At 75.9% G+C, this 20945-nt stretch carries 16 protein-coding genes; 9 read left to right on the plus strand and 7 right to left on the minus strand.

The window, feature by feature from the left end; all coding sequences use genetic code 11:
* Positions 1-76: 76 nt before the first annotated feature.
* Entirely contained in the window at positions 77-1486 is a 1410-nt protein-coding gene (locus tag AB0C87_RS12505) for an aminotransferase class I/II-fold pyridoxal phosphate-dependent enzyme (RefSeq protein WP_353830922.1), read from the minus strand.
* A 47-nt stretch (positions 1487-1533) separates the two neighbouring features.
* Between AB0C87_RS12505 and AB0C87_RS12510 the strand changes: the two genes are divergently transcribed.
* Positions 1534-2739, plus strand: a complete 1206-nt coding sequence (locus tag AB0C87_RS12510; protein WP_345175688.1) for an MFS transporter — start codon at positions 1534-1536, stop codon at positions 2737-2739.
* Here the strand turns inward: AB0C87_RS12510 and AB0C87_RS12515 are convergent.
* Positions 2736-5711 (minus strand): BTAD domain-containing putative transcriptional regulator, encoded by a 2976-nt coding sequence (locus AB0C87_RS12515; RefSeq protein ID WP_360577441.1) that lies wholly within the window; start codon positions 5709-5711, stop codon positions 2736-2738. The genes AB0C87_RS12510 and AB0C87_RS12515 overlap by 4 nt on opposite strands.
* An 80-nt stretch (positions 5712-5791) precedes the next feature.
* On the opposite strand from AB0C87_RS12515, the gene AB0C87_RS12520 reads away from it, so the two are divergent.
* The 4 genes from AB0C87_RS12520 to AB0C87_RS12535 all read left to right on the plus strand — a co-directional run bounded on the left by AB0C87_RS12520 (position 5792) and on the right by AB0C87_RS12535 (position 9824).
* Positions 5792-6655, plus strand: a complete 864-nt coding sequence (locus tag AB0C87_RS12520) for an NAD(P)-binding domain-containing protein (protein ID WP_360577443.1) — start codon at positions 5792-5794, stop codon at positions 6653-6655.
* A 76-nt stretch (positions 6656-6731) separates the two neighbouring features.
* Positions 6732-8420, plus strand: coding sequence for an ExeM/NucH family extracellular endonuclease (locus AB0C87_RS12525; protein ID WP_360577444.1), 1689 nt, complete (start codon positions 6732-6734; stop codon positions 8418-8420).
* Positions 8421-8487: 67 nt separating this feature from the next.
* Positions 8488-8796 carry a hypothetical protein gene (locus AB0C87_RS12530; protein WP_345175695.1) on the plus strand — a complete coding sequence of 103 codons (309 nt, stop codon included), beginning with the start codon at positions 8488-8490 and terminating at the stop codon, positions 8794-8796.
* A gap of 38 nt (positions 8797-8834) precedes the next feature.
* Positions 8835-9824, plus strand: coding sequence for an LLM class flavin-dependent oxidoreductase (locus tag AB0C87_RS12535; RefSeq protein WP_360577447.1), 990 nt, complete (start codon positions 8835-8837; stop codon positions 9822-9824).
* A 34-nt stretch (positions 9825-9858) separates the two neighbouring features.
* Here AB0C87_RS12535 and AB0C87_RS12540 read toward each other — a convergent pair whose 3' ends face one another.
* Both AB0C87_RS12540 and gabT read right to left on the minus strand, forming a co-directional pair.
* A complete protein-coding gene (locus AB0C87_RS12540) occupies positions 9859-11562 on the minus strand; it encodes an amidohydrolase (RefSeq protein WP_360577449.1) in 1704 nt (567 codons plus the stop codon).
* Positions 11563-11725: 163 nt separating this feature from the next.
* Complete coding sequence (gene gabT / locus AB0C87_RS12545) at positions 11726-13087, minus strand: 4-aminobutyrate--2-oxoglutarate transaminase (RefSeq protein WP_353830930.1); 1362 nt, start codon at positions 13085-13087, stop codon at positions 11726-11728.
* Between the two features lie 91 nt (positions 13088-13178).
* Between gabT and AB0C87_RS12550 the strand changes: the two genes are divergently transcribed.
* Positions 13179-14657, plus strand: coding sequence for a PucR family transcriptional regulator (locus AB0C87_RS12550; RefSeq protein WP_360577451.1), 1479 nt, complete (start codon positions 13179-13181; stop codon positions 14655-14657).
* Positions 14658-14662: 5 nt separating this feature from the next.
* Positions 14663-16090, plus strand: coding sequence for an aldehyde dehydrogenase family protein (locus AB0C87_RS12555; RefSeq protein WP_345175704.1), 1428 nt, complete (start codon positions 14663-14665; stop codon positions 16088-16090).
* On the opposite strand, the gene AB0C87_RS12560 is transcribed toward AB0C87_RS12555, so the two are convergent.
* Positions 16071-17162 (minus strand): alpha/beta hydrolase, encoded by a 1092-nt coding sequence (locus AB0C87_RS12560; protein WP_360577453.1) that lies wholly within the window; start codon positions 17160-17162, stop codon positions 16071-16073. The two genes, AB0C87_RS12555 and AB0C87_RS12560, sit on opposite strands and share 20 nt — an antisense overlap.
* Before the next feature lie 102 nt (positions 17163-17264).
* On the minus strand, positions 17265-18605 hold the full coding sequence (locus tag AB0C87_RS12565) for a glutamine synthetase family protein (protein WP_353830933.1): 1341 nt from the start codon (positions 18603-18605) through the stop codon (positions 17265-17267).
* Between the two features lie 152 nt (positions 18606-18757).
* Here AB0C87_RS12565 and AB0C87_RS12570 point away from each other — a divergent pair, with 152 nt between their 5' ends.
* On the plus strand, positions 18758-19546 hold the full coding sequence (locus AB0C87_RS12570; RefSeq protein WP_345175708.1) for an acetoacetate decarboxylase family protein: 789 nt from the start codon (positions 18758-18760) through the stop codon (positions 19544-19546).
* 3 nt (positions 19547-19549) lie between these two features.
* Here the strand turns inward: AB0C87_RS12570 and AB0C87_RS12575 are convergent, their stop codons facing one another.
* The gene (locus AB0C87_RS12575; protein ID WP_360577456.1) at positions 19550-20170 is read right to left on the minus strand and encodes a hypothetical protein; all 621 of its coding nucleotides are present in this window, start codon (positions 20168-20170) and stop codon (positions 19550-19552) included.
* Positions 20171-20363: 193 nt separating this feature from the next.
* On the opposite strand from AB0C87_RS12575, the gene AB0C87_RS12580 reads away from it, so the two are divergent.
* Positions 20364-20936, plus strand: coding sequence for a MarR family winged helix-turn-helix transcriptional regulator (locus AB0C87_RS12580; protein WP_345175712.1), 573 nt, complete (start codon positions 20364-20366; stop codon positions 20934-20936).
* Positions 20937-20945 lie beyond the last annotated feature (9 nt).

Genomic DNA, 20945 nt, shown 5'->3' on the forward strand with positions numbered 1-20945 from the left:
ACGACTGTGTCGCACCCGGCGCGGCGCGCGGAATGAAGTCGTGTCACATGCTGGGGCGCCGCTCTTAGCACTCAACTCAAGATCTGAGGATGTCGGCCACCTCCCGGATCCCGTCCCGGATCGCGCTCTCGGCGAGGTCGCCGAAGCCGAGGACGAGCCGCGGGGGATCGGCCGCGCCGGACGCCCGGTAGGTGCTCATCCCGTACAGGCCGACCGACCGCCGGCGCGCCTCGGCGACGACGCGCCGCTCGTCCGTCCCGCCGGGCAGGTGGGCGACGGCGTGGAAGCCGGCGGCCAGCCCGGTCAGCCGCACGGCGGGGGCGTGCTCGGCGAGGGCCGCCACGAGCGCCGCGCGGCGGCCGGCGTAGACGGGCCGCATCCGGCGCAGGTGCCGCCCGTAGCGGCCGGACTCGACGAGCGCGGCGAGCGCGAGCTGGTCGAGGACGGGCGAGCCGCGGTCGGCGAGCCGCTTCTCCTCCGCCACCGCGCGGGTCAGCGCGGGCGGGCACAGGATCCAGCCGAGCCGCACGGCCGGGGCCAGCGACTTGCTGACCGTCCCGAGGCCGATGACGCGGCCGGGCGCGAGGCCCTGCACCGACCCCACGGGCTCCCGGTCGTAGCGGAACTCGGCGTCGTAGTCGTCCTCGACGACGACCCCGTCCCGCTCGCACGCCCAGTCGGCGAGGGCGCGGCGCCGCTCGGGGGCCAGCACGACGCCGGTCGGCCACTGGTGCGCCGGGGTGACGACGACCGCGCGGGCGCCGCTCGCGTCGAGCGCGTCCACGTCGAGCCCGAGATCGTCCACGGGGACGGGCACCGCCTCGATCCCGGCGCGCTCCGCGGCGGCCATGGTGGCGCCGTCGCCGTAGCCGGGGTCCTCGAACGCCACGCGGCGCACGCCCCGGCGGGCCAGCACGTGCAGGACGATGCCGAGCCCCTGGGCGAAGCCGCCGCAGACGACGATGTCCTCGGCCTCGGCGACCGCCGCGCGCACCCTCCGCAGGTGGCCTGCGAGCACGTCGCGGAGGACCTCGCTGCCGCGCGGGTCGCCGTAGCCGAGCGCCTCGTTGCGCACCGTCCGGGCGACCTCCCGCTGCGCCCACGCCCAGTCGCCGCGCGGGAAGGACGCCAGGTCGGGCACGCCCGCGGCGAAGTCGACGCGGAGCCGGGACGCGTCCGGCCGCGCGGCGGGCGCCGGTTCGCCGTCGACGGCGCGGACGGGCGCCACGCGCGTGGCCGAACCCGCCCGCGCGCACAGGTACCCCTCGGCGTTGAGCTGGCCGTAGCACTCCTGGACGAGGCCGCGGGAGACGCCGAGCTGGCGGGCCAGCTCGCGGGACGACGGCAGCCGCTCCCCCGCCTTGAGGCGTCCGGTGCAGATCGCGTCGCGCAGCGCGGTCTCCAGCTGCGCGCGCAGCGTCCCGGTCGCGTCGCGGTCCAGGTCCAGCAGCAGCTCCGGCGGCGAACCGGCCCACTCGATTGCCATGAAATTGGACCATATAGCAGGCCGGATGGTCCCCTACCGTCGTCCCCATGAGCGAGACACGGGAGACACTGCCGCGGCCGGGCACCCCCGCCGCCGCGCGGCCGCCGCTGGTCGGGCGGCATCTGGCGCTGGTGTTCGCGGCCGCCTTCGGCACGCTGACGGGGTTCTTCCTGCTGTTCTCGGTCGTGCCGATGTACGCGGTCGACGGCGGCGCGGGCGGGGTCGGGGCGGGCGTCACCACGGGCGCGCTGATGCTGACGACCGTGCTCGCCGAGCTCTCGCTGCCCCGGCTGCTCGACCGGTTCGGGCACCGGCGGGTCCTCGCGGCGGGAATCGTGCTGCTCGGGGCGCCCTCGCTCGCGCTGCCGTTCTCCTCGACCATGGCGACGATCACGGCGGTGAGCCTGGTGCGCGGCCTCGGCTTCGCGGTGGCCGTGGTGGTGTCGGGCGCGCTGGTCGCGGGGCTGCTCCCGGCGGAGCGGCGCGGCGAGGGGATCGGGCTGTTCGGGATCGTGGCGGGGGTGCCGTCGCTGCTCGCGCTGCCGCTCGGGGTGTGGCTCGCGGGCGAGGTCGGCTACACGCCGGTGTTCGTCGCGGGCTCGGTCGCCTCGCTCGCCGCGCTGGCGGCGCTGCCCGGCCTGCCGGGCAGGATCACCGGGCCGGACTCCGGCGGACCGGCCCCCGAGCGGCCCTTCGGCATCGTCGCGGGACTGCGGTCGGCGGCGCTGCTGCGCCCGGCCCTCGCGTTCGCCTCGACCGCGATGGCGGCGGGCGTCCTGGTCACGTTCCTGCCCGACGCCGTCCCCGCCGGGGTCGCGGCGGCGGCGCTGTTCGTCCAGCCCGCGGCCGCCACGCTCTCGCGCTGGTGGGCGGGCCGGATCGGGGACCGGCACGGCGCCGCGCGGCTCCTCCTGCCCGCCGTGGCCGTCTCCGCGGCCGGCATCGCGCTGCTGTCCCTGGCGCCGAACACGGTCGCCGTCCTCGCCGCCATGGTGGTGTTCGGGGCGGGCTTCGGCGTCACGCAGAACGCCAGCATGGCCATGATGTTCGAGCGGGCGCCCGCGTCCGGCTACGGCACGGTCAGCGCGCTGTGGAACATCGGCTACGACGGCGGCATGGGCGTCGGCGGCGCCGCGTTCGGCGTCACGGCCGCCGCGACCGGCTACCCGGTCGCCTTCGCGCTCACCGCCGCCGTGATGTTCCTGGCCCTGCCCCTCGCGGTCTCCCGCCGCTCCGGCTCCCGCCGCTCCTAGCCGAGCCGGGCGGCGATCCGGTCGACGTCGCCGCGCTCCGCCGCGGGCAGCGGCGCGCCCACGGCCGCCCTGGCCCGCGAGGCGGCGGCCAGCGCCCGCGCGGCCTCCGCGCGGCGTCCGGCGAGGGAGAGCGCCCCGGCCATGCCCTCCTGCGCGAGCGCGACCGCGCGGGGGTGGCCGGTGGCGCGGGCCGCCGCCAGGCCCTCGGTGTGCAGGTCGAGCGCCCCGGCGGCGTCGCCGCGCAGCTCGGCGATGAACCCCAGCTCGGCCAGGAGGAAGGCCAGGCCGGGCGCCCCCTCGATGGCGCGGCACCAGTCGAGCCAGCGCCGCAGGACCGCCTCGGCCTCGGCCAGGCGCCCGCGCCTGCGCGCCGCGAGGGCGAGGCCGACCTCGGCGAAGTGCTCCATCCGGCGGTGCGCCTCGCGGACGGCCAGCCGCCTGCCGCGCTCGTGCAGGTCGTCGGCGCGGTCGAGGTCGCCTTCGAGCAGCGCGACGCGGCCGAGGCGGGCGAGGCGGCCGGCCGCCTCCGCCCCGAGCCCGAGCTCCTCGGCGTCGCGCAGGCCGCTCTCGTGCAGGTCCCGCGCGCGGGCGTAGTCGCCGGTCACCTCCGCGAGCAGGCCGAGCGTCTCGGTGGCCTGGAGGCGGCCCCACCGGTCACCCGCCGCTCCGAACAGCCGCAGGGCCCGCTCGCCGTCGCGGCGGGCCCGGGCGAGGTCACCGGCCGACAGCGCCTGCCCGGCCCGCACGGCGAGCGCCGCCGCCTCGCCCCACTCGTCTCCCCGGGCGCGGAACCCGTCGAGCGCGCGGGCCGCGAGCTCGTCGATCGCCTCCAGGTCCCCGAACCCGCCGCGGACGAACCCGAGGAACCAGCACGCCCACGGGTCGCCGTCGGCGGCGAGGGCCTCGCGCACCCGCTCGTCGCGGTCGGCGCCGTCGCCGTCCAGCAGGGCGAACCCGGTGTGCCAGGTCCGCGCCCGCGCGGCGGACGCCGGGTCCGCCGTGCCCGGCACGGCGAGCGCCCGCTCGAACGCCCGGCGCGCCTCGCCGGCGCGGCCCCACAGGAACCAGGCCCAGCCCATCGCGTCGACCAACCGCAGCGCGCGTCCGGCGTCGCCCGCCCGGACGGCGCCGTCGAGGGCGGCCCGCAGGTTACCGGTCTCCGCGCGCAGCCGCCGCAGGGCGTCGCGCTGCCCCGGACCTCGCAGGTCGGCGCTCTCGGCGAGGCGGATGTAGTAGTCGGCGTGGCGGCGGCGCGCCCGCTCCTCCTCGCCCGCCTCCCGGAGCCGCTCGGCGCCGTACGCGGCGACCGTTTCGAGCAGCCGGTACCGCGGCCCCTCGCCCGCCACGACGAGCGACCGGTCGACGAGGCCCGCGAGCGTCTCGACGTCGGCGCCGCAGACCGCCTCGGCCGCGTCGAGGGTGCAGCCGCCCGCGTGGACCGCCAGCCGCCGCAGCACCGCCCGCTCGCGCTCCTCCAGGGGCTCCCAGCTCCAGTCGATCAGGGCGCGGAGCGTGCGCTGCCGGGGCGGGGCGTCCCGGGCGCCGGACGACAGCAGCCGGAAGCGGTCGTCCAGCCGTTCGGCCAGGCCGGCGACGCCGAGCGCCCGCACCCGCGTCGCCGCCAGCTCCAGGGCCAGCGGGACGCCGTCGAGGCGGTCGCAGATCGCGGCGATCGACTCGGCGTCCCCCGGGCCGGACGCCAGGCCCGCCCGCTCGGCGAACAGCGCGGCGGCGGCCCCGGCGTCCAGCGGCGGGACGGTCCAGAGCCGCTCCCCCGAGATCGCCAGCGGCTCCCGGCTGGTGGCGAGGACCCGCAGGTCCGCGACGTCGCGCAGCAGCGCCGCCGCCAGCCGCGCCACCGGCTCGGCCACGTGCTCGCAGTTGTCGAGGACCAGCAGCGCCCGCCTGCCGCCGAGCGCCTCGCCCAGCCGCGCGGCCGGTCCGCCGCCGGAGCCCGCGTCGTCGCGCAGCCCGAGCACCCCGGCGGTGAACGACGCCGCGTCGTCGGCGGACGCGCCCGCCTCCAGCCCCTCGTCGAGCCGCACGAGCCACACCTCGCCGGCGCCGCGCAGGGCGCGCGCGACGGCCACCGCGAGCCGGGTCTTGCCCACCCCGCCCATCCCGTGCAGCGTCACGAGGCGCGCCTCCTCCAGCAGCGCGGCCAGTTCCCGGACGGCCGCGTCCCGGCCGACGAGGGGCGTCACGTCCGCGGGCAGGTTGCCTCGCGGCCCGCCGACCGCCGGGTCGCGGCGCAGCATGGAGGCGTGCAGGTCCGCCAGCGCGGGCGAGGGGTCCAGGCCCAGCTCGTCGCGCAGGCGGACGCGCAGGTCGTCGAAGGCGGCGAGGGCCTCGGCGGGCCGGCCCGCCCGGTACAGGGCCCGCATGTGCGCCGCGCGCAGCCGCTCCCGGAACGGGTGCTCGTCCACCGCTCCGCGCAGCTCGGCCGCCAGCGCCGCGTCCTCGCCCAGTTCGAGGCGGGCCTCGGCGCGCCCTTCCAGGGCCGCGAGGCGCAGTTCGTCCAGACGGGCGATCTCGGGGGCGGCGAACGGCGCGTCGGCGAAGTCGGCGAACGCGGGGCCGCGCCAGAGCGCCAGCGCCTCGGCGAACCGCGCGGCGCGGGCGGCGGGGTCCGGTTCGTCCGCCGCCCGGCCGGCGAGGACGGCGAAGTCGAGCGCGTCGGTCCGCACGGCGAGCCGGTAGCCGGGCGGGCTGGTCTCGACCAGAGCGCGGGCGCCCGGTTCGGCGTCCTCCAGCGTCCGGCGCAGCTGGGAGACGCGGGCCCGCAGCGTCGCGGGCGGATCGGCGGGCAGGGCGTCGCCCCACAGGTCGTCGATGAGCCGGTCGGCGGAGACGGCGCGCCCGGCGTGCGCGAGGAGGTCGGCCAGCAGCGCCCGCACCTTCCGGTCCGGGACCGGGACCGGGCGGCCGTCCTCCGTCCGCACCTCCAGCGGACCGAGGACCCCGAAGCGCATGCCCCCACCGTAATGCGGCCCGAACCTTTCCCGAACCCGCGCGCCGCAGGCTGGAGCCCTACGAAACGAAGGGGATGCACATGACGACGACTTCTGTGACCGTGCTCGGGCTGGGGCTGATGGGCAGCGCGCTCGCCGAGGCGCTGCTGGCGGACGGGCGGAGCGTGACCGTGTGGAACCGCTCGCGCGCCAAGGCCGAGCCGCTCGTGGCCAGGGGCGCGGTGGAGGCGGAGAGCGCCGCGGCGGCCGTGTCGGCGAGCCCGCTGGTGATCGTGTGCCTGTCGGTGTACGCCAACGCCGGGGAGATCCTCGGCGACGCGGCGGCCGGGCGCACGATCGTCCAGCTCACCAACGGGACGCCCCGGCAGGCGCGCGCCCTGGCCGACCGCGCCGCCGGACTCGGCGCCCGGTACGTGGACGGCGGCATCATGGCCGTCCCGCCCATGATCGGGCGGCCGGAGGCGCTGATCCTCTACAGCGGCGACCAGGAGGCGTTCGAGGAGCACCGCGAGACCCTCGCGGCGCTCGGCCGGCCCCAGTTCCTCGGCGCCGACCCGGGGCTCGCGCCGCTGTTCGACCTGGCCCTGCTGGACGCCATGTACGGCATGATCGCCGGTTTCCAGCACGCCTTCGCGCTCGTCCGGTCGGAGAAGGTCGCGGCCACGGACTTCGAGCCGATGGCCACCGCGTGGCTGACCGCGATGCTCGGCATGCTGCCCGACCAGGCCCGCGCCGTGGAGGCGGGCGACTTCGCCACCACCGTCTCCAGCGTCGCGACCAGCCAGGTGGCCTTCCCCGGCCTGATCGAGACGAGCCGCGACCAGGGCGTGGACCCCGGGTACCTGCTCTCCGTGCGGGACCTGCTCGACCGAGCGGTCGAGGAGGGGTACGGCGAGGACGGCCTCGCCCGCCTGATCACCCTTCTGGAGAACCCGGGGCGGTAGCCGGGTCCGTTGCGAATTGGTGGAGTCTTCATTAACGGTTCGCTGGTCGGCCAGGGGGCGCGCCTACTCTCCCGCCATGCGCCGAACAGCAGCAGCACTCGCGACGGTCCTGACCGCCGGCCTCACCGCCGGCGTCCAGGCGGCCGCCGCGGCGGAGCCGCCCACCTGCGGCACTCCCGCCGACCACCAGATCGCCGAGATCCAGGGCAGCGGCGGCACGACCCCCCTCGCCGGGCAGACCGTCCGGGTCGAGGGGGTCGTGACCGCCGACTTCCAGCGCGCCGACCAGCTCAAGGGCTTCTTCGTCCAGGACCCGACGCCCGACGCGGACCCGCGGACCTCCGACGGGCTGTTCGTCTACTCGACCACCGACGTCGCGGTCGGCGACCGGGTCCTGGTCACCGGCAAGGCCGTCGAGTACAGCGGGCTCACCGAACTGTCGCCGGTGTCGGCCGTGGACGTGTGCGGCACGGGGAAGGTCGCGCCGACGTCCGTCCGGCTGCCCCTCAAGGGCGGCGCGGGGATGGAGCAGTACGAGGGCATGCTGCTGCGGTTCGGCCAGCGGCTCACCGCCACCGAGACCTACCAGCTCGGACGGTACGGGCAGGTCACCGTCTCCGCGGGCGGCCGCCTCTTCCAGCCGACCGACGGGCACGGCGGCACCCAGGCGGGCAACGACGCGCGGCGGCTCCTCGTCGACGACGGGTCGAACGTGCAGAACCCCGCGACGATCCCCTACACCGACCCCCGCGTCCTGCGGATCGGGGACGCCACGACCGGGCTGACCGGTGTGCTCACCTACCAGTTCGGCGCCTACGCGTTGCAGCCGACCAGGCCCGCGCGGTTCGACGACCGGAACCCGGCGCCGAAGCGGCCGCGGAACGTGGGCGGCGACGTGCGCGTCGCGAGCTTCAACACCCTGAACTGGTTCACGACGCTGGACAGGCGCGGCGCGGACACGACGGAGGAGCAGGAGCGGCAGCTCGCCAAGCTGACCGCCGCGCTGCGGGGCCTGGACGCCGACGTCGTCGGGCTGATGGAGGTCGAGAACAACGGCGACACCGCCGTCGGGGCGATCGTCGACCGGCTGAACCGGGCGGCGGGCGCGGGAACGTACGCGTGGGTGCGGCACCCCTACCCGGGCACGGACGAGATCCACGTCGCGCTGATCTACCGGCCGTCGAAGGTGACGCCGGTCGGCGACGCGCGCTCGTCGCAGGACCCGCTGTTCGACCGCCCGCCGCTGGTGCAGACGTTCCGCCCCCGCACGGGCGGGACGGCGTTCACCATGATCGTCAACCACTTCAAGTCGAAGAGCTGCGGCGGCGCCGCCGGACCCGACCAGGACCAGGGCGACGGCCAGGGCTGCTACAACGCCCGCCGCGTGTCCCAGGCCAAGGCGGTCGCCGCGCTCGCGGACGGCGTGCCGAACCCGCTCGTGGTCGGCGACCTCAACGCCTACACCGCCGAGGACCCGGTGAAGGCCCTCACCGGCGCCGGGCTCGTCGGGCAGACGCAGCGGTTCGTCCGCCCGAGCCAGCGGTACAGCTACGTCTTCGACGGGCAGTCGGGCGAGCTGGACCACGCGCTCGCGGGCCGGGCGCTGTCGCGGCGCGTGACCGGCGCGACGATCTGGCACGTCAACAGCGACGAGCCGGTGTTCCTCGACTACAACACCGAGTTCAACCCGCCCGCGTTCTACCGGCCGGACGCGTTCCGCTCGTCCGACCACGACCCCGTCCTGCTCGGCCTCGACCTGCGCTGAGCCGCCCCCTCGGGCCGAGGTCACCGAGCGTATGATCCAGGTCACATTCCTAGAGATCGGTGCGCTCATGACCGAAGCCGTGTCCGGCGCCGTCCCCGCCTCGGCGTCCGCTCCCCGCCTCGCGTTCGGAATCGGCCCCGACGGCACCTACACCCGGTTCGGGCAGGTCGCCGCCTTCGTCCTCGGACTCCTCACCACGTTCGCGTTCCTGCCCCTGGTCGTGGTCGGCGCCCTGCTGTACACCCGGGCCGAGACCCGGTTCGGGGAGGACCCCGCGCGGGCCCGCACGCTGGTCAACTGGTCGTGGCTCAGCATCACGGCCCCCGTCGTGGTCGCGGTCGTCGCGGTCGTCGCCGTCGCCGCGCTGAAGGGCTAGCGGGAAGAGGACCGGCCCGGGACGGGTTGGCACAGGGTATGACCGTGCGCCTCTCCGTCCTCGATCTCGCCCCCGTCGTGACCGGCTCCACGTCCGGGCAGGCCCTGCGCAACACGCTCGACCTGGCCCGGCACGCCGAGCGGCTCGGCTTCCACCGGTACTGGCTGGCCGAGCACCACGCGATGCCCGGCATCGCCAGCTCGGCGACCGCCGTGCTGATCGGGCAGGTCGCGGCGGCGACCTCCCGGATGCGGGTGGGGTCGGGCGGGGTCATGCTGCCCAACCACGCGCCGATGGTCGTCGCCGAGCAGTTCGGGACGCTGGAGGCGCTGTACCCGGGGCGCATCGACCTCGGCCTCGGCCGGGCGCCCGGCACCGACCAGGCGACCGCGCGGGCGCTGCGCCGGTCCGCCGAGGCGCTGTCGGTCGACGACTTCCCCGAGCAGGTCGTCGAGCTGCGGAACTACTTCGCCGCGGACAGCAAGGTGACCCCCGCCGCAGGGAACGAGCCGCCGGTGTGGCTGCTCGGATCCAGCGGGTACAGCGCGCGGCTCGCCGGCCTGCTCGGCCTGCCGTTCGCGTTCGCGCACCACTTCAGCGCCGAGAACACCGTGCCCGCCCTGACCCTGTACCGGCAGTCGTTCCGTCCCGGCGCGCTGGACGCGCCGTACTCGATGATCGGGGTGTCGGTGACGGCGTCCGACACCGACGAGCGGGCGCGCGAGCTGGCCGGGCCGCAGGCGCTGTCGTTCCTGAGGCTGCGGCAGGGCCGTCCCGGGCTGCTGCCGACGCCGGAGGAGGCCGCGTCCTACCCGTACACGCCGCTGGAACGGCAGATGATCGACGCGCGGCTGGCCGACCAGGTCGTGGGCGGCCCGGACGCCGTCCGCAAGCAGCTGGACGACCTCGTCGGCCGGACCGGCGTCGACGAGGTCATGGTGACCACGCAGGTCTTCGACCACGCCGACCGGCTGCGCTCCTACGACATCCTCGCCGAGCTGTACCCGGAGAACCTCGGCGCGGCGTGACGCGGACCCCGGTCGCCGGCGCGCGGTCCGCGTCTCAGACGCCCTCGGCGGCGTGGACGACGCGGCCGTCGAAGACGGTCATCGCGACCGGCGTGTCCGGGAGGTCGTGCGGGTCGAGGGCGGTCAGGGTGCCGTCCAGGACGGTGACGTCGGCGGCCTTGCCGGGTTCGAGGCTGCCCTTCCAGTCCTCGGCGAAGTCCTGCCACGCGGCGTTGGAGGTGTAGGCGCGCACGGCGTCCGGCAGACCGACGCGCTCCGCGGGCCCGAACGTGCGGCCGCTGGCCCTGGACTCGCGCAGCATCATCGCCGCGATCCCCTGCCGCCAGTTCGGGTAGGTGACGGGGGCGTCGGAGCTCGCGGTGACGGGGATGCCCGCCTCGACCGCCGACCGGACCGGGTACTGGTAGGCGGCCCGTTCGGGGCCGAGCAGCTCCTCCACCTGGTCGGCGATCGTCCACTGGATGGCCGGGTTCATGTTCGCGCCGAAGCCGTGGGCGGCGAGCTTGCGCAGGCTCTGCGCGCCGGGCAGGTCGGCGTGGATGACGTAGTGCCGCGGGTCGTCGCGGGGGTGCTCGACCTGCGCGGCCTCGAAGGCGTCCACCACGGCGTCGAGCGCCCGGTCGCCGGTGACGTGCACGCCGAGCTGGTGTCCCGCGACGTGCGCGAGCCGGACCATCTCGGTCAGCTCCCGGGTCTTCAGCGCGTCGGCGGCGCCGTGCACGCACAGGCACCCGAAGCCGCCGCCGCCCGCGTACTCCTGGTGCATCCAGGCCGTCCTGTTGGGCGGGGTGCCGTCGGCGAAGACCTTGACGCCGAGGACGCGCAGGATGCGCGGGTCCACGTCCCGGGGGACCCGCGCGCTCGCCAGGCCCTCGGCGATCTCGGCGGCCGAGCCGCCCATGCCGGTGAGCAGCAGCAGGACGCCGACCCGGGCGGCCAGGTCGCCGGCGCGGGCCAGCTCGCCGTAGACGTCCAGGGTGAGCTGGGCGGACGCGCCCGCGAACAGGCTCGCGCCGCCGGGTCCGAGGCCCGGCTCGGTGAAGCTGGTGATGCCCTCGCGGTGCAGGACGGCGACGGCCGTCCGGATGGCGCGCTCGACGTCGTCCCGGGTGAAGGGGGGCAGGTGCCGCTGGACCAGGTCCTGCGCGCCCTCGGCGAGCAGGCCGGTCGGGTTGCCCGCGCCGTCGGTGTGGACGACCCCGCCCTCGGGGACGGGGGTGGACGCGTCGACGCCCGCCAGCTCCAGCGCCCGCGAGTTGACCCAGGCGAGGTGGCCGCTGAAGTCCTGGAGGAAGACGGGGTGGGCCGGGGCGACCGCGTCGAGGTCGGCCCGGTCGGGCGTCCGGGCGCCGTCGGCGCACTCGGCGAGGTAGCCGGTGTCCCAGCCGTTGCCGCGGATCCACTCGCCCTCGGGGATCCGGGACGCCGCGTCCTTGACCGCCGCCTGGACGTCGGCGATCGACCGGACGGCGGGGAACCCCGCGTCCAGGGCCAGGGGCGGGCGGGTGGAGCCGAACGCGCAGGCGTGCAGGTGCGAGTCGTTGACGCCGGGGAGCGCGGTCCGCCCCCGCAGGTCGACGACCTGCGTGCGCGGGCCCGCCAGCGCCCGGATCTCCTCGGTCCCGCCGACCGCGCTGATCGTCCCGCCGGTGATCGCCAAGGCCCGCGCCACGCGGAACCGCGCGTCGGCGGTGAGGACCTCGCCGTCCAGCAGCACCAGGTCCGGCGTCGCCGTCATCTCCGCCCCTTCCTTTGGCCCCAAACGTTCCCGGTGAACGTACGGGGCCGAACGATGGACGGTCAAGACCGGGCGGACAGCGGGATGAAGCGCTCCCCAGGCGTCCGGGCATGCCGGAACCGCCGGCCTCCGGGCGGAGACCGGCGGTCGGCGCCGGCGCCGGTCAGCCCTCGAAGGCCGCCTCCAGGACGTCCAGCCCCTCGACCAGCAGTTCCTCCGGGATGACGAGCGGCGGCAGGAAGCGCAGCACGTTCCCGTACGTCCCGGTCGTCAGCACGAGCAGGCCGTTCTCATGGCAGGCGCGCGCGATCCGCGCGGTCAGCTCGGGGTCGGGCTCCTTCGTCCCCTCCCGCACCAGCTCGATGGCGATCATCGCGCCGCGCCCGCGCACGTCCCCGATCGCCGGATGCCGCCCGGCGAGGGCGCGCAGCCGGGGCAGCATGACCTCCCCGATCCGGCGGGCCCGCTCGGTGAGCTTGCCGTCCTCGATCTCCTCCAGCACGGCGAGCGCCGCCTCGCAGGCGAGCGGGTTGCCGCCGTAGGTTCCGCCGAGCCCGCCGCCGTGCACCTTGTCCATGATGTCGGCGCGCCCGGTGACGGCCGCCAGGGGCAGCCCGCCCGCGATGCCCTTCGCCGTCGCGACCAGGTCGGGGACGATCCCCTCGTGCTCGCAGGCGAACAGGTCGCCGGTCCGCGCGAAGCCCGTCTGCACCTCGTCGGCGACGAACAGGATCCCGTTGGCGCGGCAGAACTCGGCGAGCGCCGGGAGGAACCCGGGCGCCGGCTCGATGAACCCGCCCTCGCCCTGGATCGGCTCGATCAGCAGCGCCGCGACGTTCGTCGCGCCGATCTGCTTGGTGATCTGGTCGATCGCCTGCGCCGCCGCCTCCGGCCCGCAGTTGTCGGGGCCGGTCGGCCACCGGTACGGGTAGGCGAGCGGCATCCGGTACACCTCGGGCGCGTACGGGCCGAACCCCTGCTTGTAGGGCATGTTCTTCGCGGTCAGCGTCATCGTCAGCAGCGTCCGGCCGTGGTAGCCGTGGTCGAACGCCACGACCGCCTGCCGCCCCGTCGCGTACCGGGCGATCTTGACGGCGTTCTCCACCGCCTCGGCGCCGCTGTTGACCAGCAGGGAGCGCTTCTCGTGGTCGCCGGGCGTGATCCGGTTGAGGTTCTCGCACACCGCGACGTAGGACTCGTACGGCGCGACCATGAAGCAGGTGTGGGTGAACCGGTCGGCCTGCGCCTTCACCCGCGCCGCGACCCGTGGGTTGGCGTTGCCGACGTTCGTGACCGCGATCCCGGAGCCGAAGTCGATCAGCGAGTTGCCGTCGGCGTCGACGATCACGCCGCCGTCGGCGTCCGTCACGTACACCGGCAGGACGCTGCCGACGCCGGGCGGCACCGCCGCGAGGCGCCGCTCGTGCAGCGCGCGGGAGCGCGGCCCGGGGATCTCGGTCACGACGCGGCGCTCCTGCGGCAGGCGTGGGCCGCTCGCGCCGGGGAAGGGGTCCTGGCTGGTCATGGCCTGAACATAAGCCGGGCGCCGCCTACGATGAACCGTACGGGACGGCGAAATCCGTCCGGCGAGGTAGACACTTTGCACAGGGATTGACATGCCGCCCACGCTGGCCGCCGTGGCCGCCCTTCCCCAGCTCGGGCTGCGGTCGCTGACCGGACCGCTCCCCGCGACCCCGGTCGTGTGGGTCGCCGTCAGCGAACTGGAGGACCCGACCCCGTTCCTGGAGGGCGGCGAGCTGGTGCTGACCACCGGCATGCGGCTCACCGCCGCGAACGCCGAGGGCTACGTCTCCCGGCTGGTCGCGCGGGGCGTCGCCGGGCTCGGCTTCGCCGTCGGCGTCATCCACGAGACCGTCCCCGCCGGGCTGCTCGCCGCGGCCCGCGACCAGGGCCTCGTGCTGCTGGAGGTACCGCGCCCGACCCCGTTCATCGCGATCGGCAAGGCGGTCTCCCGGGTCCTCGCCGCCGAGTGGTACGAGGACGTGACCCGCGCGTTCCAGGCCCAGCGCGAGCTGACCCGCGCCGCGCTCACCGGCCCCGGCGCGCTGGTCGCCCGGCTGGCCCGGCTGCTCGGCGGGTGGGCGCTGCTGCTGGACGCGTCCGGCGACGTGCGGCACGCCGAGCCCGCCCGCGCCCGCGACCGCGCCGGCGACCTCGCGCCCGAGCTGGCCCGGCTGCGGCGCCGCCCCGACGGGGGCGGCCCGGCCGCGAGCATCGCGCTGGCCGTCCCCGACGACCACATCGTCGTGCAGCGCATCGGGCTGGGCGAGCGGTCGCGGGGGTTCCTCGCGGTGGGCGCCGACGCGCCGCTCCCGCCCACCGCGCACACGATCGTGGGCGCCGCCGTGGCCCTGCTGACGCTCCAGTCGGAGACGCCGCGCACCGGGCGCGACCTGCGGGCATCGCTGGCGGCGCTGCTGCTCGGCCGCCCCGGCGAGGGCCCGGCGATCCCGCGCGGGCCCGTCCGGGTACTGGCCTGCGCGGGCGGCGCCGCCGTCCTGGACGCGCTGGAGTCCGACGCGGCCGGGGCGCGGTGCCCGGCGCTGCCGCTCGGCGGGCACATCGCCGTGATCGTGCCGGACGGGGAGCTCGGGACGGTCGAGCGCATCCTGGCGGGCAGCGGTCCGATCGGCGTCAGCGACCCCGCCTCCGGGGACCTGCGCGCCGCGCTGCGGCAGGCCGAGGAGGCCCTCGCGGCGGCCGGGCGCTCGGACCGGGACGTCCTGCACTACTCCCGGCTCCCCGGGCAGGGCGTGCTCGGCCTGATGGACCCCGGCCCCGCGCACGCCTTCGCCGACGCGCTCCTCGCCCCCCTCCGCGCGGAAGGCCTGGTCGGGACCGTGCGGGCCTACGTCGCGGCCAACGGGCACGGGGAGGCGGCGGCGCGGGCGCTCGGCGTCCACCGGCACACGCTGCGGTCGCGGATGCGCAAGGCGGCCGAACTCCTCGGGCGCGACCCCGACGATCCGGCCGTCCGCGCCGAACTGTGGATCGCGCTCGCCATCACGTCCAACGGCGAGGAGCGGATTGGACATCGCGGCGACTCCCAATCGGGCGCGCCGCGGATACCGTGAAACGCATGAACGTGACCCCATTCTGGCTGGCCGGCCGGCCTGAGACCGGTGACGGTGAGCTGACCGTTACGCATCCCTACGACGGCCGCGTGGTCGGGACGGCGGCGGTGCCGACGCCCGCGCAGGTGGAGGAGGCCGTCGCCGCCGCCGACGCCGTCCGCCGGGAGGCGGCGGCGCTGCCGCTGCACGTGCGGGCCGAGGCCCTCGCGCACGTGTCCGCGCGGCTCGCCGAGCGCGCCGAGGAGGTCGCCCGGCTGATCACGGGCGAGAACGGCAAGCCGCTGCTGTGGGCGCGCGGCGAGGTGACGCGCGCCGTCTCCACGTTCCGGTTCGCCGCCGAGGAGGCCCGCCGCATCGCCGCCACGACGCAGCGGCTCGACACCGACCCGGCCGCCGAGGGCCGGATGGCCTACATCACCCGCGTGCCGAAGGGCCCGGTGCTCGGCATCTCGCCGTTCAACTTCCCGCTGAACCTCGCCGCCCACAAGATCGCCCCGGCGATCGCGGCGGGCGCGCCGATCGTCCTCAAGCCCGCCCCCGCCACGCCGCTGTCGGCGCTGCTGCTCGGCGAGCTGCTGGCCGAGACCGACCTGCCCGCCGGGATGTTCTCGGTCCTGCCGGTGCCGAACGACCGGGCCTCCGCCCTGGTCGACGACCCGCGGCTGCCGATCGTGTCGTTCACCGGCTCCGTGCCGGTCGGCTGGGCGATCAACGACCGGGCGCCGCGCAAGCACGTCACCCTCGAACTCGGCGGCAACGGCGCCGCGGTCGTCCTGCCCGACGCCGACCTCGACTGGGCCGCCCAGCGCATCGGCCTGTTCGCCAACTACCAGGCGGGGCAGAGCTGCATCGCCGTCCAGCGCGTCTACGTCGACCGGTCCGTCCTCGACGAGTTCCTGCCGAAGCTGGTCGACACGGTCTCCTCCCTCGTCACCGGCGACCCGTGGGACGACAAGACCCAGGTCGGCCCGCTCGTCGACCAGGCGGCCGCCGAGCGCGTCGAGGCGTGGGTGGACGAGGCCGTCGCGGCGGGCGCGCGCGTGCTCACCGGCGGCACCCGCGAGGGCGCGGCGTACGCGCCGACCGTCCTCGCCGACGTCCCGCCCGACTCCAAGATCGCCCGCGAGGAGGTCTTCGGCCCGGTCATGTTCGTCCAGCCGGTGGACGGCGCCGACGAGGCGTTCGCCCTCGTCAACGACTCCACGTTCGGCCTCCAGGCGGGCGTGTTCACCCGGAGCCTGGACGTGGCGTTCCGCGCCCACCGCGAGCTGGACGTGGGCGGCGTCGTGATCGGCGACGTCCCGTCCTACCGCGCCGACCAGATGCCCTACGGCGGCGTGAAGGACTCGGGCGTCGGCCGCGAGGGGTTGCGGTCGGCGATCGCCGACTACACCGAGGAGAAGGTCATGATCCTCACAGGCCTGCCCCTCTAGCCGCGGCCGCGGGGCCCCGCGCGGAGCCGGGCGCGCGGGGCCCCGCGTACAGCCCGGTGCGCAGGGCCCCGGCCGCCTCGGACGCCGCCTCCCGGAACCGCCCGCCGAGCGACCACATGTTCGCGAACCCGTGGATGAGGTCCTCCTGCCGCCGCAGGGCGACGGGCACGCCCGCCTCGCGCAGCCGCTCGGCGAACTCCTCCCCCTCGTCCCGCAGCGGGTCGAACCCGGCGGTGACGAGGTAGGTCGGCGGGAAGCCGGAGAGGTCCTCGGCGACCAGCGGCGAGGCGGCCGGCTCGGCGCGCCGCGCCTCCGGGCAGTAGTGGTCGCTGAACCACGTCATGTCCGCGTCGGTCAGGTAGAACCCCTCGGCGAACAGGTCCCGGGACCGCCGCAGGACGGTCATGTCCACCGCCGGGTAGTACAGCAGCGCGAAGTCCGGCGTCCGCCGCGCCGTCAGCCCCACCACCGCCGCGAGGTTGCCGCCCGCGCTGTCGCCCCCGACCGCGACGGCTCCCGGGTCGGCGCCGAGGTCGCCGGCGTGGGACGCCGCGTACTCGTAGGCGGCCAGGGCGTCGTCGGCCGCCGCCGGGTACGGGTGCTCGGGCGCGAGACGGTAGTCCACCGACAGCACCCGCACCTCCGCGTGCACGGCGAGATACCGGCACACCGTGTCGTGGGTGTCGAGGCTCCCGATGACCCAGCCGCCGCCGTGGTAGAAGACGAGCAGCGGCGACCCCTCCGCGAGACCCTTCGGCGTGTAGAGCCGCGCCGGCACGCCGCCCGCGTCCACGTCCCGCGTCCGGACGGGGCGCGCCGGCACCTTAGGCAGGTACGCCTGCCCTCGGGCGATCCCGCGCCGCGCGTCCTCGACCGTGCCCCCGGCAAGCCTCCGCTCGCCCTCCAGCCGCATCATCGCGAGCAGCAGCTGCGCGTCCAGCGCCAGCTCCTGCCCGTCCCGCCGGACCGGCGCCCCGGCGACGAGCCGCTTCACCGGCCCCGGCAGCGCGAACACGGCGCGGAGCACGGCCCCGGTCACCCCCGGCGGCACCTTCTCGGTCAACGACGCCACACCAGCCTCCAGCCCTCGGGTCCCGGACACCGTACTCTCCAGTAGCCGGGCGGCACAGCCCCGGGCGCGAGCGCGTGTGACCACCTGGTCGTACCGGCCCGGTCAGAGGTGGTAGGCGTACTCGCGGAACTCCCAGTCGGTGACGTGCCGCCGGAATCGCGCGACCTCGTCCCGCTTGTAGGTCAGGAACGCGGTCGCGAACTCCCGGCCGAGCACCTCGGTGAGCGCCTCGTCGGCGGCGAGCGCGTCGAGCGCCGCGGGCAGGTCGGCGGGCAGGACGGGCGCCTTCGCGGCGTCGTAGCCGTAGCCCTCCAGCGGCGGCGGCGCGGACGCCTTGTCGCGGATCCCCAGGTAGACGGCCGCGATCAGGCCGGCGACGCCCAGGTAGGGATTGGCGGAGGCGTCCCCGAGGCGCACCTCCAGCCGGGCCGCGGCGCCGCGCTCGGGCGGGATCCGGAGCATGGCGCTGCGGTTGTCCAGGCCCCAGTCGATCAGCCAGGGGGCGAGGCTGTCCGGGCCGAACCGCTTGTAGGAGTTGATCGTGGGGTTCAGCAGCGCGGCCAGGGCCGGGGCGTGCTCCAGCACCCCGGCGATCGCGTGGTGGGCGGTCTCGGACAGCCCGTCCGGCCCCCCGCCCTCGAAGACGTTGCGCCCGTCCGCCTCCAGGCAGGAGAGGTGGACGTGGAAGCCCGAGCCGCCGTCGTCGTTGAACGGCTTGGCCATGAAGGTGGCGAGCCGGCCGTCCAGCCGGGCGATCTCCTGGACGGCCGCCTTGAACCGGAACGCGCGGTCGGCGGCGTCGAGCGCGCCGGAGTGCGCGAGGTTGATCTCGAACTGACCGCCGCCGAACTCGTGGTTGCCCATCGTGACGCCGAGGCCGAGGTCGCGCAGGTGCCGGAGCGTGCGCAGCAGGTGCCCGTCCGGGTCGCCCTTACGGCCGGCGGTGTAGACGTTGCCGGGCGCGTCCCCGTACCGGCGCCAGCCGGTGGGCGAGGACGGGTCGGGCTCGCAGAGGTAGTACTCCAGCTCGGGTCCGGCGACGGCCTCCAGCCCGAGTTCCCGCAGCTTCCCGATCGCCCGCCGCAGCACCTCCCGGGGCCCCTCGGGGCACGGCTCGCGGCTTCCGGGCTCGCACGCGTCGCCGATGCAGGACGCGACGCCGTCTTCCCAGGGGACGGGGGCGAGCGTCGACAGGTCGGGCCGCACGCAGATGTCGGGGAGCCCGGCGTCCAGCCCGCCCGGCACCTCGACGGTGTCGCCGCCCGGGGTCGTGTGGAAGACCGCCCGGCAGAACGACAGGCCGTGCTCGACCGCCTGGGGCAGCCGCTCGACGAGCACGTCCCGGGCGCGCTCGACGCCGATCAGGTCGGTGTAGGACACCCGGACCACGTCGATCCCGTCGGCGGCCAGCCGCTTCACCACGTCCTCGACCGGTCGGCTCACGGGCACTCCCCTCAGATCATTTGGGACCAAACCATATGGCGGGCGGCGGTCCCTGGCAAGGGTCGCGGCGAGAGGACCCAGACCACGGGGCAGGGTGGCGGAACCGGACGCCGCCGGCATATCGTATGGACCCAAACGAATGGAGGTACGTGGTGGCGACCGTGCGAGGCTTCCTGCACCCCAAGACCGCGACGGGGCGCTCGTCGCTCGTCCCGAGCCCGCCGTGGCACTACTCGGGCGACCTGCTCACGGTCGAGTACCGCACCGACCCGGCCCGCGTGGCCGAGCTGCTGCCCGCGCCGCTGTCCCCCGCCCCGGACGACCCGGGCGCCGTCGCGCTCATCTGGGCCGACTGGCAGTCCTGCGCGGAGTCCGGCGAGGAGCTGCTGGACCCCGTCCGGGCGCAGTACAAGGAGTGCTTCGCCGTCGTCCGCTGCTCGTTCGAGGGACGCACCTACTCGCGCTGCGTCCACATCTGGGTCGACAAGGACTTCGCCATCGCGCGGGGCCTGCACCAGGGCTACCCGAAGAAGCTCGGCTCGATCCACCAGACCCGCCCGCACCCCTACGGCCGGGCCGCGCCCCGCATCGCCGCGGGCGAGCGGTTCGGCGCCACCCTCGCCGCCGCCGACCGCCGCCTGGCCGAAGCGGTGGTCACGCTGCACGGACCGTCCGAGACGAACGGCTTCGTCAACGGGCACCCGATGGCCCACCACCGCTTCCTGCCGTCCATCGAGCCGGGCGGCGCCCCGTCCCTGGACGAGCTGATCGAGTCGGGCGCCTCCTCCTTCGAGGCGGGCCAGGCGTGGAAGGGCGAGGCCGACCTGCGCCTGTTCGACTCCCCCACCGAGGAGCTGTCACGCCTGACGGTCGAGGAGCCCATCGCCGCCTACTACCGCCAGGTGGGCGTGGTGTGGGACGGCGGCCGCCGCCTGGCCTGACCGTCAGGACGCGCGTGTCCGGCGCCGCCAGTAGGCGAGCGTGACGGCGGCGAGCAGCGGCCCCCACGCCACCAGCGGCGCGTAGGCGACGACGCCGAGCACGCCCTGCCAGTCGTGGAAGTGGATGGGGAAGCCCTCGGGCAACGGGCGCCCCTGGATGGTCTCCTGGAACACCAGGCAGTTCACGACGGAGGCCGTCCACATCGGGGTCAGGATCGCGGCGCCCACGAGACCCGGGACCACGGCGGCCGTGACCGGCACGCGCCGTCCCCGGAGGCCCGGCACCCACCGCGGGAACACCTCTCCCCAGCCGGCGACCATCCCGACGGCGGTGAACGCCACCGCCTCCGACAGGATCGACAGCAGCACCACGTACGCCTCCAGCGGCACCCAGCCGGGAAGGTCGCCTTTCGCGGTCCCCGAGTCCAGGCTGTCGCCGCTGAGGATCGGCAGGTGGAGGGCGAAGGCGGCGATCCGCCACAGTCCCGACGGCAGGACGGTGAACGGCACGGCCAGGGCCGCGATCCGCGCCCAGCGCGGGACGCCCGCGACCGGCGCGTGCGCGGCTTCCCAGCCCGCGCGCAGCCGCGCGAACGGAACCGATGGCGTGCTCGCAAGGGTCATGGCCCCACCCTCGCGCCCGCCCCGGCCGCGTTGATCACCCGCGGGCGCCACGCCCCTCCCCCGCACGGGGGAATCCCGGAACGGGGTCACGGGGATCGTACGGAGTCGAACGACCGCCGACGGGAGTAGATTCGCCTTCGGTCCGCCGGAGGCGCGCGAGCGGGCCGGCGCCGGACCCTACGGGAGGACGCACGTGACCGGGCACCACACCCTGCAAGAGACCGAGCAGGCCATCCAGCGGCGGCTCGGGGACGTCCCGCTGCGGCACGACGCGATGATGGCGGTGTCCAACATCTACCGCGCCGCCGCCGCGATCCGGCAGCACTTCGAGAGCTCGGTCCTGCGCGGCGCCGACCTGACGTGGACGTCGTTCGTCGTCCTGTGGGTGGTGTGGATCTGGGACGAGATGGAGACGCGGCACGTCGCCGAGGAGGCCGGGATCTCCAAGGGCACGCTCACCGGGGTTGTTAAGACGCTGGAGGGGCGCGGCCTGATCGAGCGCGGCTCGCACGCGACGGACGGGCGGCTGGTCCTGCTGCGGCTGACCGGCAAGGGGCAGGAGCTGATGCGGGAGATGTTCCCCGCGTTCAACGCCGAGGAGGCGTTCGTGGTGGAGGGGCTGAGCGGCGAGGAGAACCGCGCCCTCGCCGGGACGCTCCGGTCGGTGGTCGAGCACCTGGAAGAGGAGGGCGAGGAGCGGCGGGCCGCGCTGCGCGAGCAGTCGCCGCCGCCGCCCCGGCGCTCGGGCCGCCGCTCGCGCGCCTGACGCCCTCCC

This window comes from Actinomadura sp. NPDC048021, from assembly GCF_040653135.1.
Classification (GTDB): Bacteria; Actinomycetota; Actinomycetes; order Streptosporangiales; family Streptosporangiaceae; genus Spirillospora; species Spirillospora verrucosospora.

Coding starts and splice junctions, on each gene's coding strand:
- AB0C87_RS12505 (WP_353830922.1), bottom strand. CDS start 1,486: ATGGCAATCGAGTGGGCCGGTTCGCCGCCGGAGCTGCTGCTGGACCTG.
- AB0C87_RS12510 (WP_345175688.1), top strand. CDS start 1,534: ATGAGCGAGACACGGGAGACACTGCCGCGGCCGGGCACCCCCGCCGCC.
- AB0C87_RS12515 (WP_360577441.1), bottom strand. CDS start 5,711: ATGCGCTTCGGGGTCCTCGGTCCGCTGGAGGTGCGGACGGAGGACGGC.
- AB0C87_RS12520 (WP_360577443.1), top strand. CDS start 5,792: ATGACGACGACTTCTGTGACCGTGCTCGGGCTGGGGCTGATGGGCAGC.
- AB0C87_RS12525 (WP_360577444.1), top strand. CDS start 6,732: ATGCGCCGAACAGCAGCAGCACTCGCGACGGTCCTGACCGCCGGCCTC.
- AB0C87_RS12530 (WP_345175695.1), top strand. CDS start 8,488: ATGACCGAAGCCGTGTCCGGCGCCGTCCCCGCCTCGGCGTCCGCTCCC.
- AB0C87_RS12535 (WP_360577447.1), top strand. CDS start 8,835: ATGACCGTGCGCCTCTCCGTCCTCGATCTCGCCCCCGTCGTGACCGGC.
- AB0C87_RS12540 (WP_360577449.1), bottom strand. CDS start 11,562: ATGACGGCGACGCCGGACCTGGTGCTGCTGGACGGCGAGGTCCTCACC.
- gabT (WP_353830930.1), bottom strand. CDS start 13,087: ATGACCAGCCAGGACCCCTTCCCCGGCGCGAGCGGCCCACGCCTGCCG.
- AB0C87_RS12550 (WP_360577451.1), top strand. CDS start 13,179: ATGCCGCCCACGCTGGCCGCCGTGGCCGCCCTTCCCCAGCTCGGGCTG.
- AB0C87_RS12555 (WP_345175704.1), top strand. CDS start 14,663: ATGAACGTGACCCCATTCTGGCTGGCCGGCCGGCCTGAGACCGGTGAC.
- AB0C87_RS12575 (WP_360577456.1), bottom strand. CDS start 20,170: ATGACCCTTGCGAGCACGCCATCGGTTCCGTTCGCGCGGCTGCGCGCG.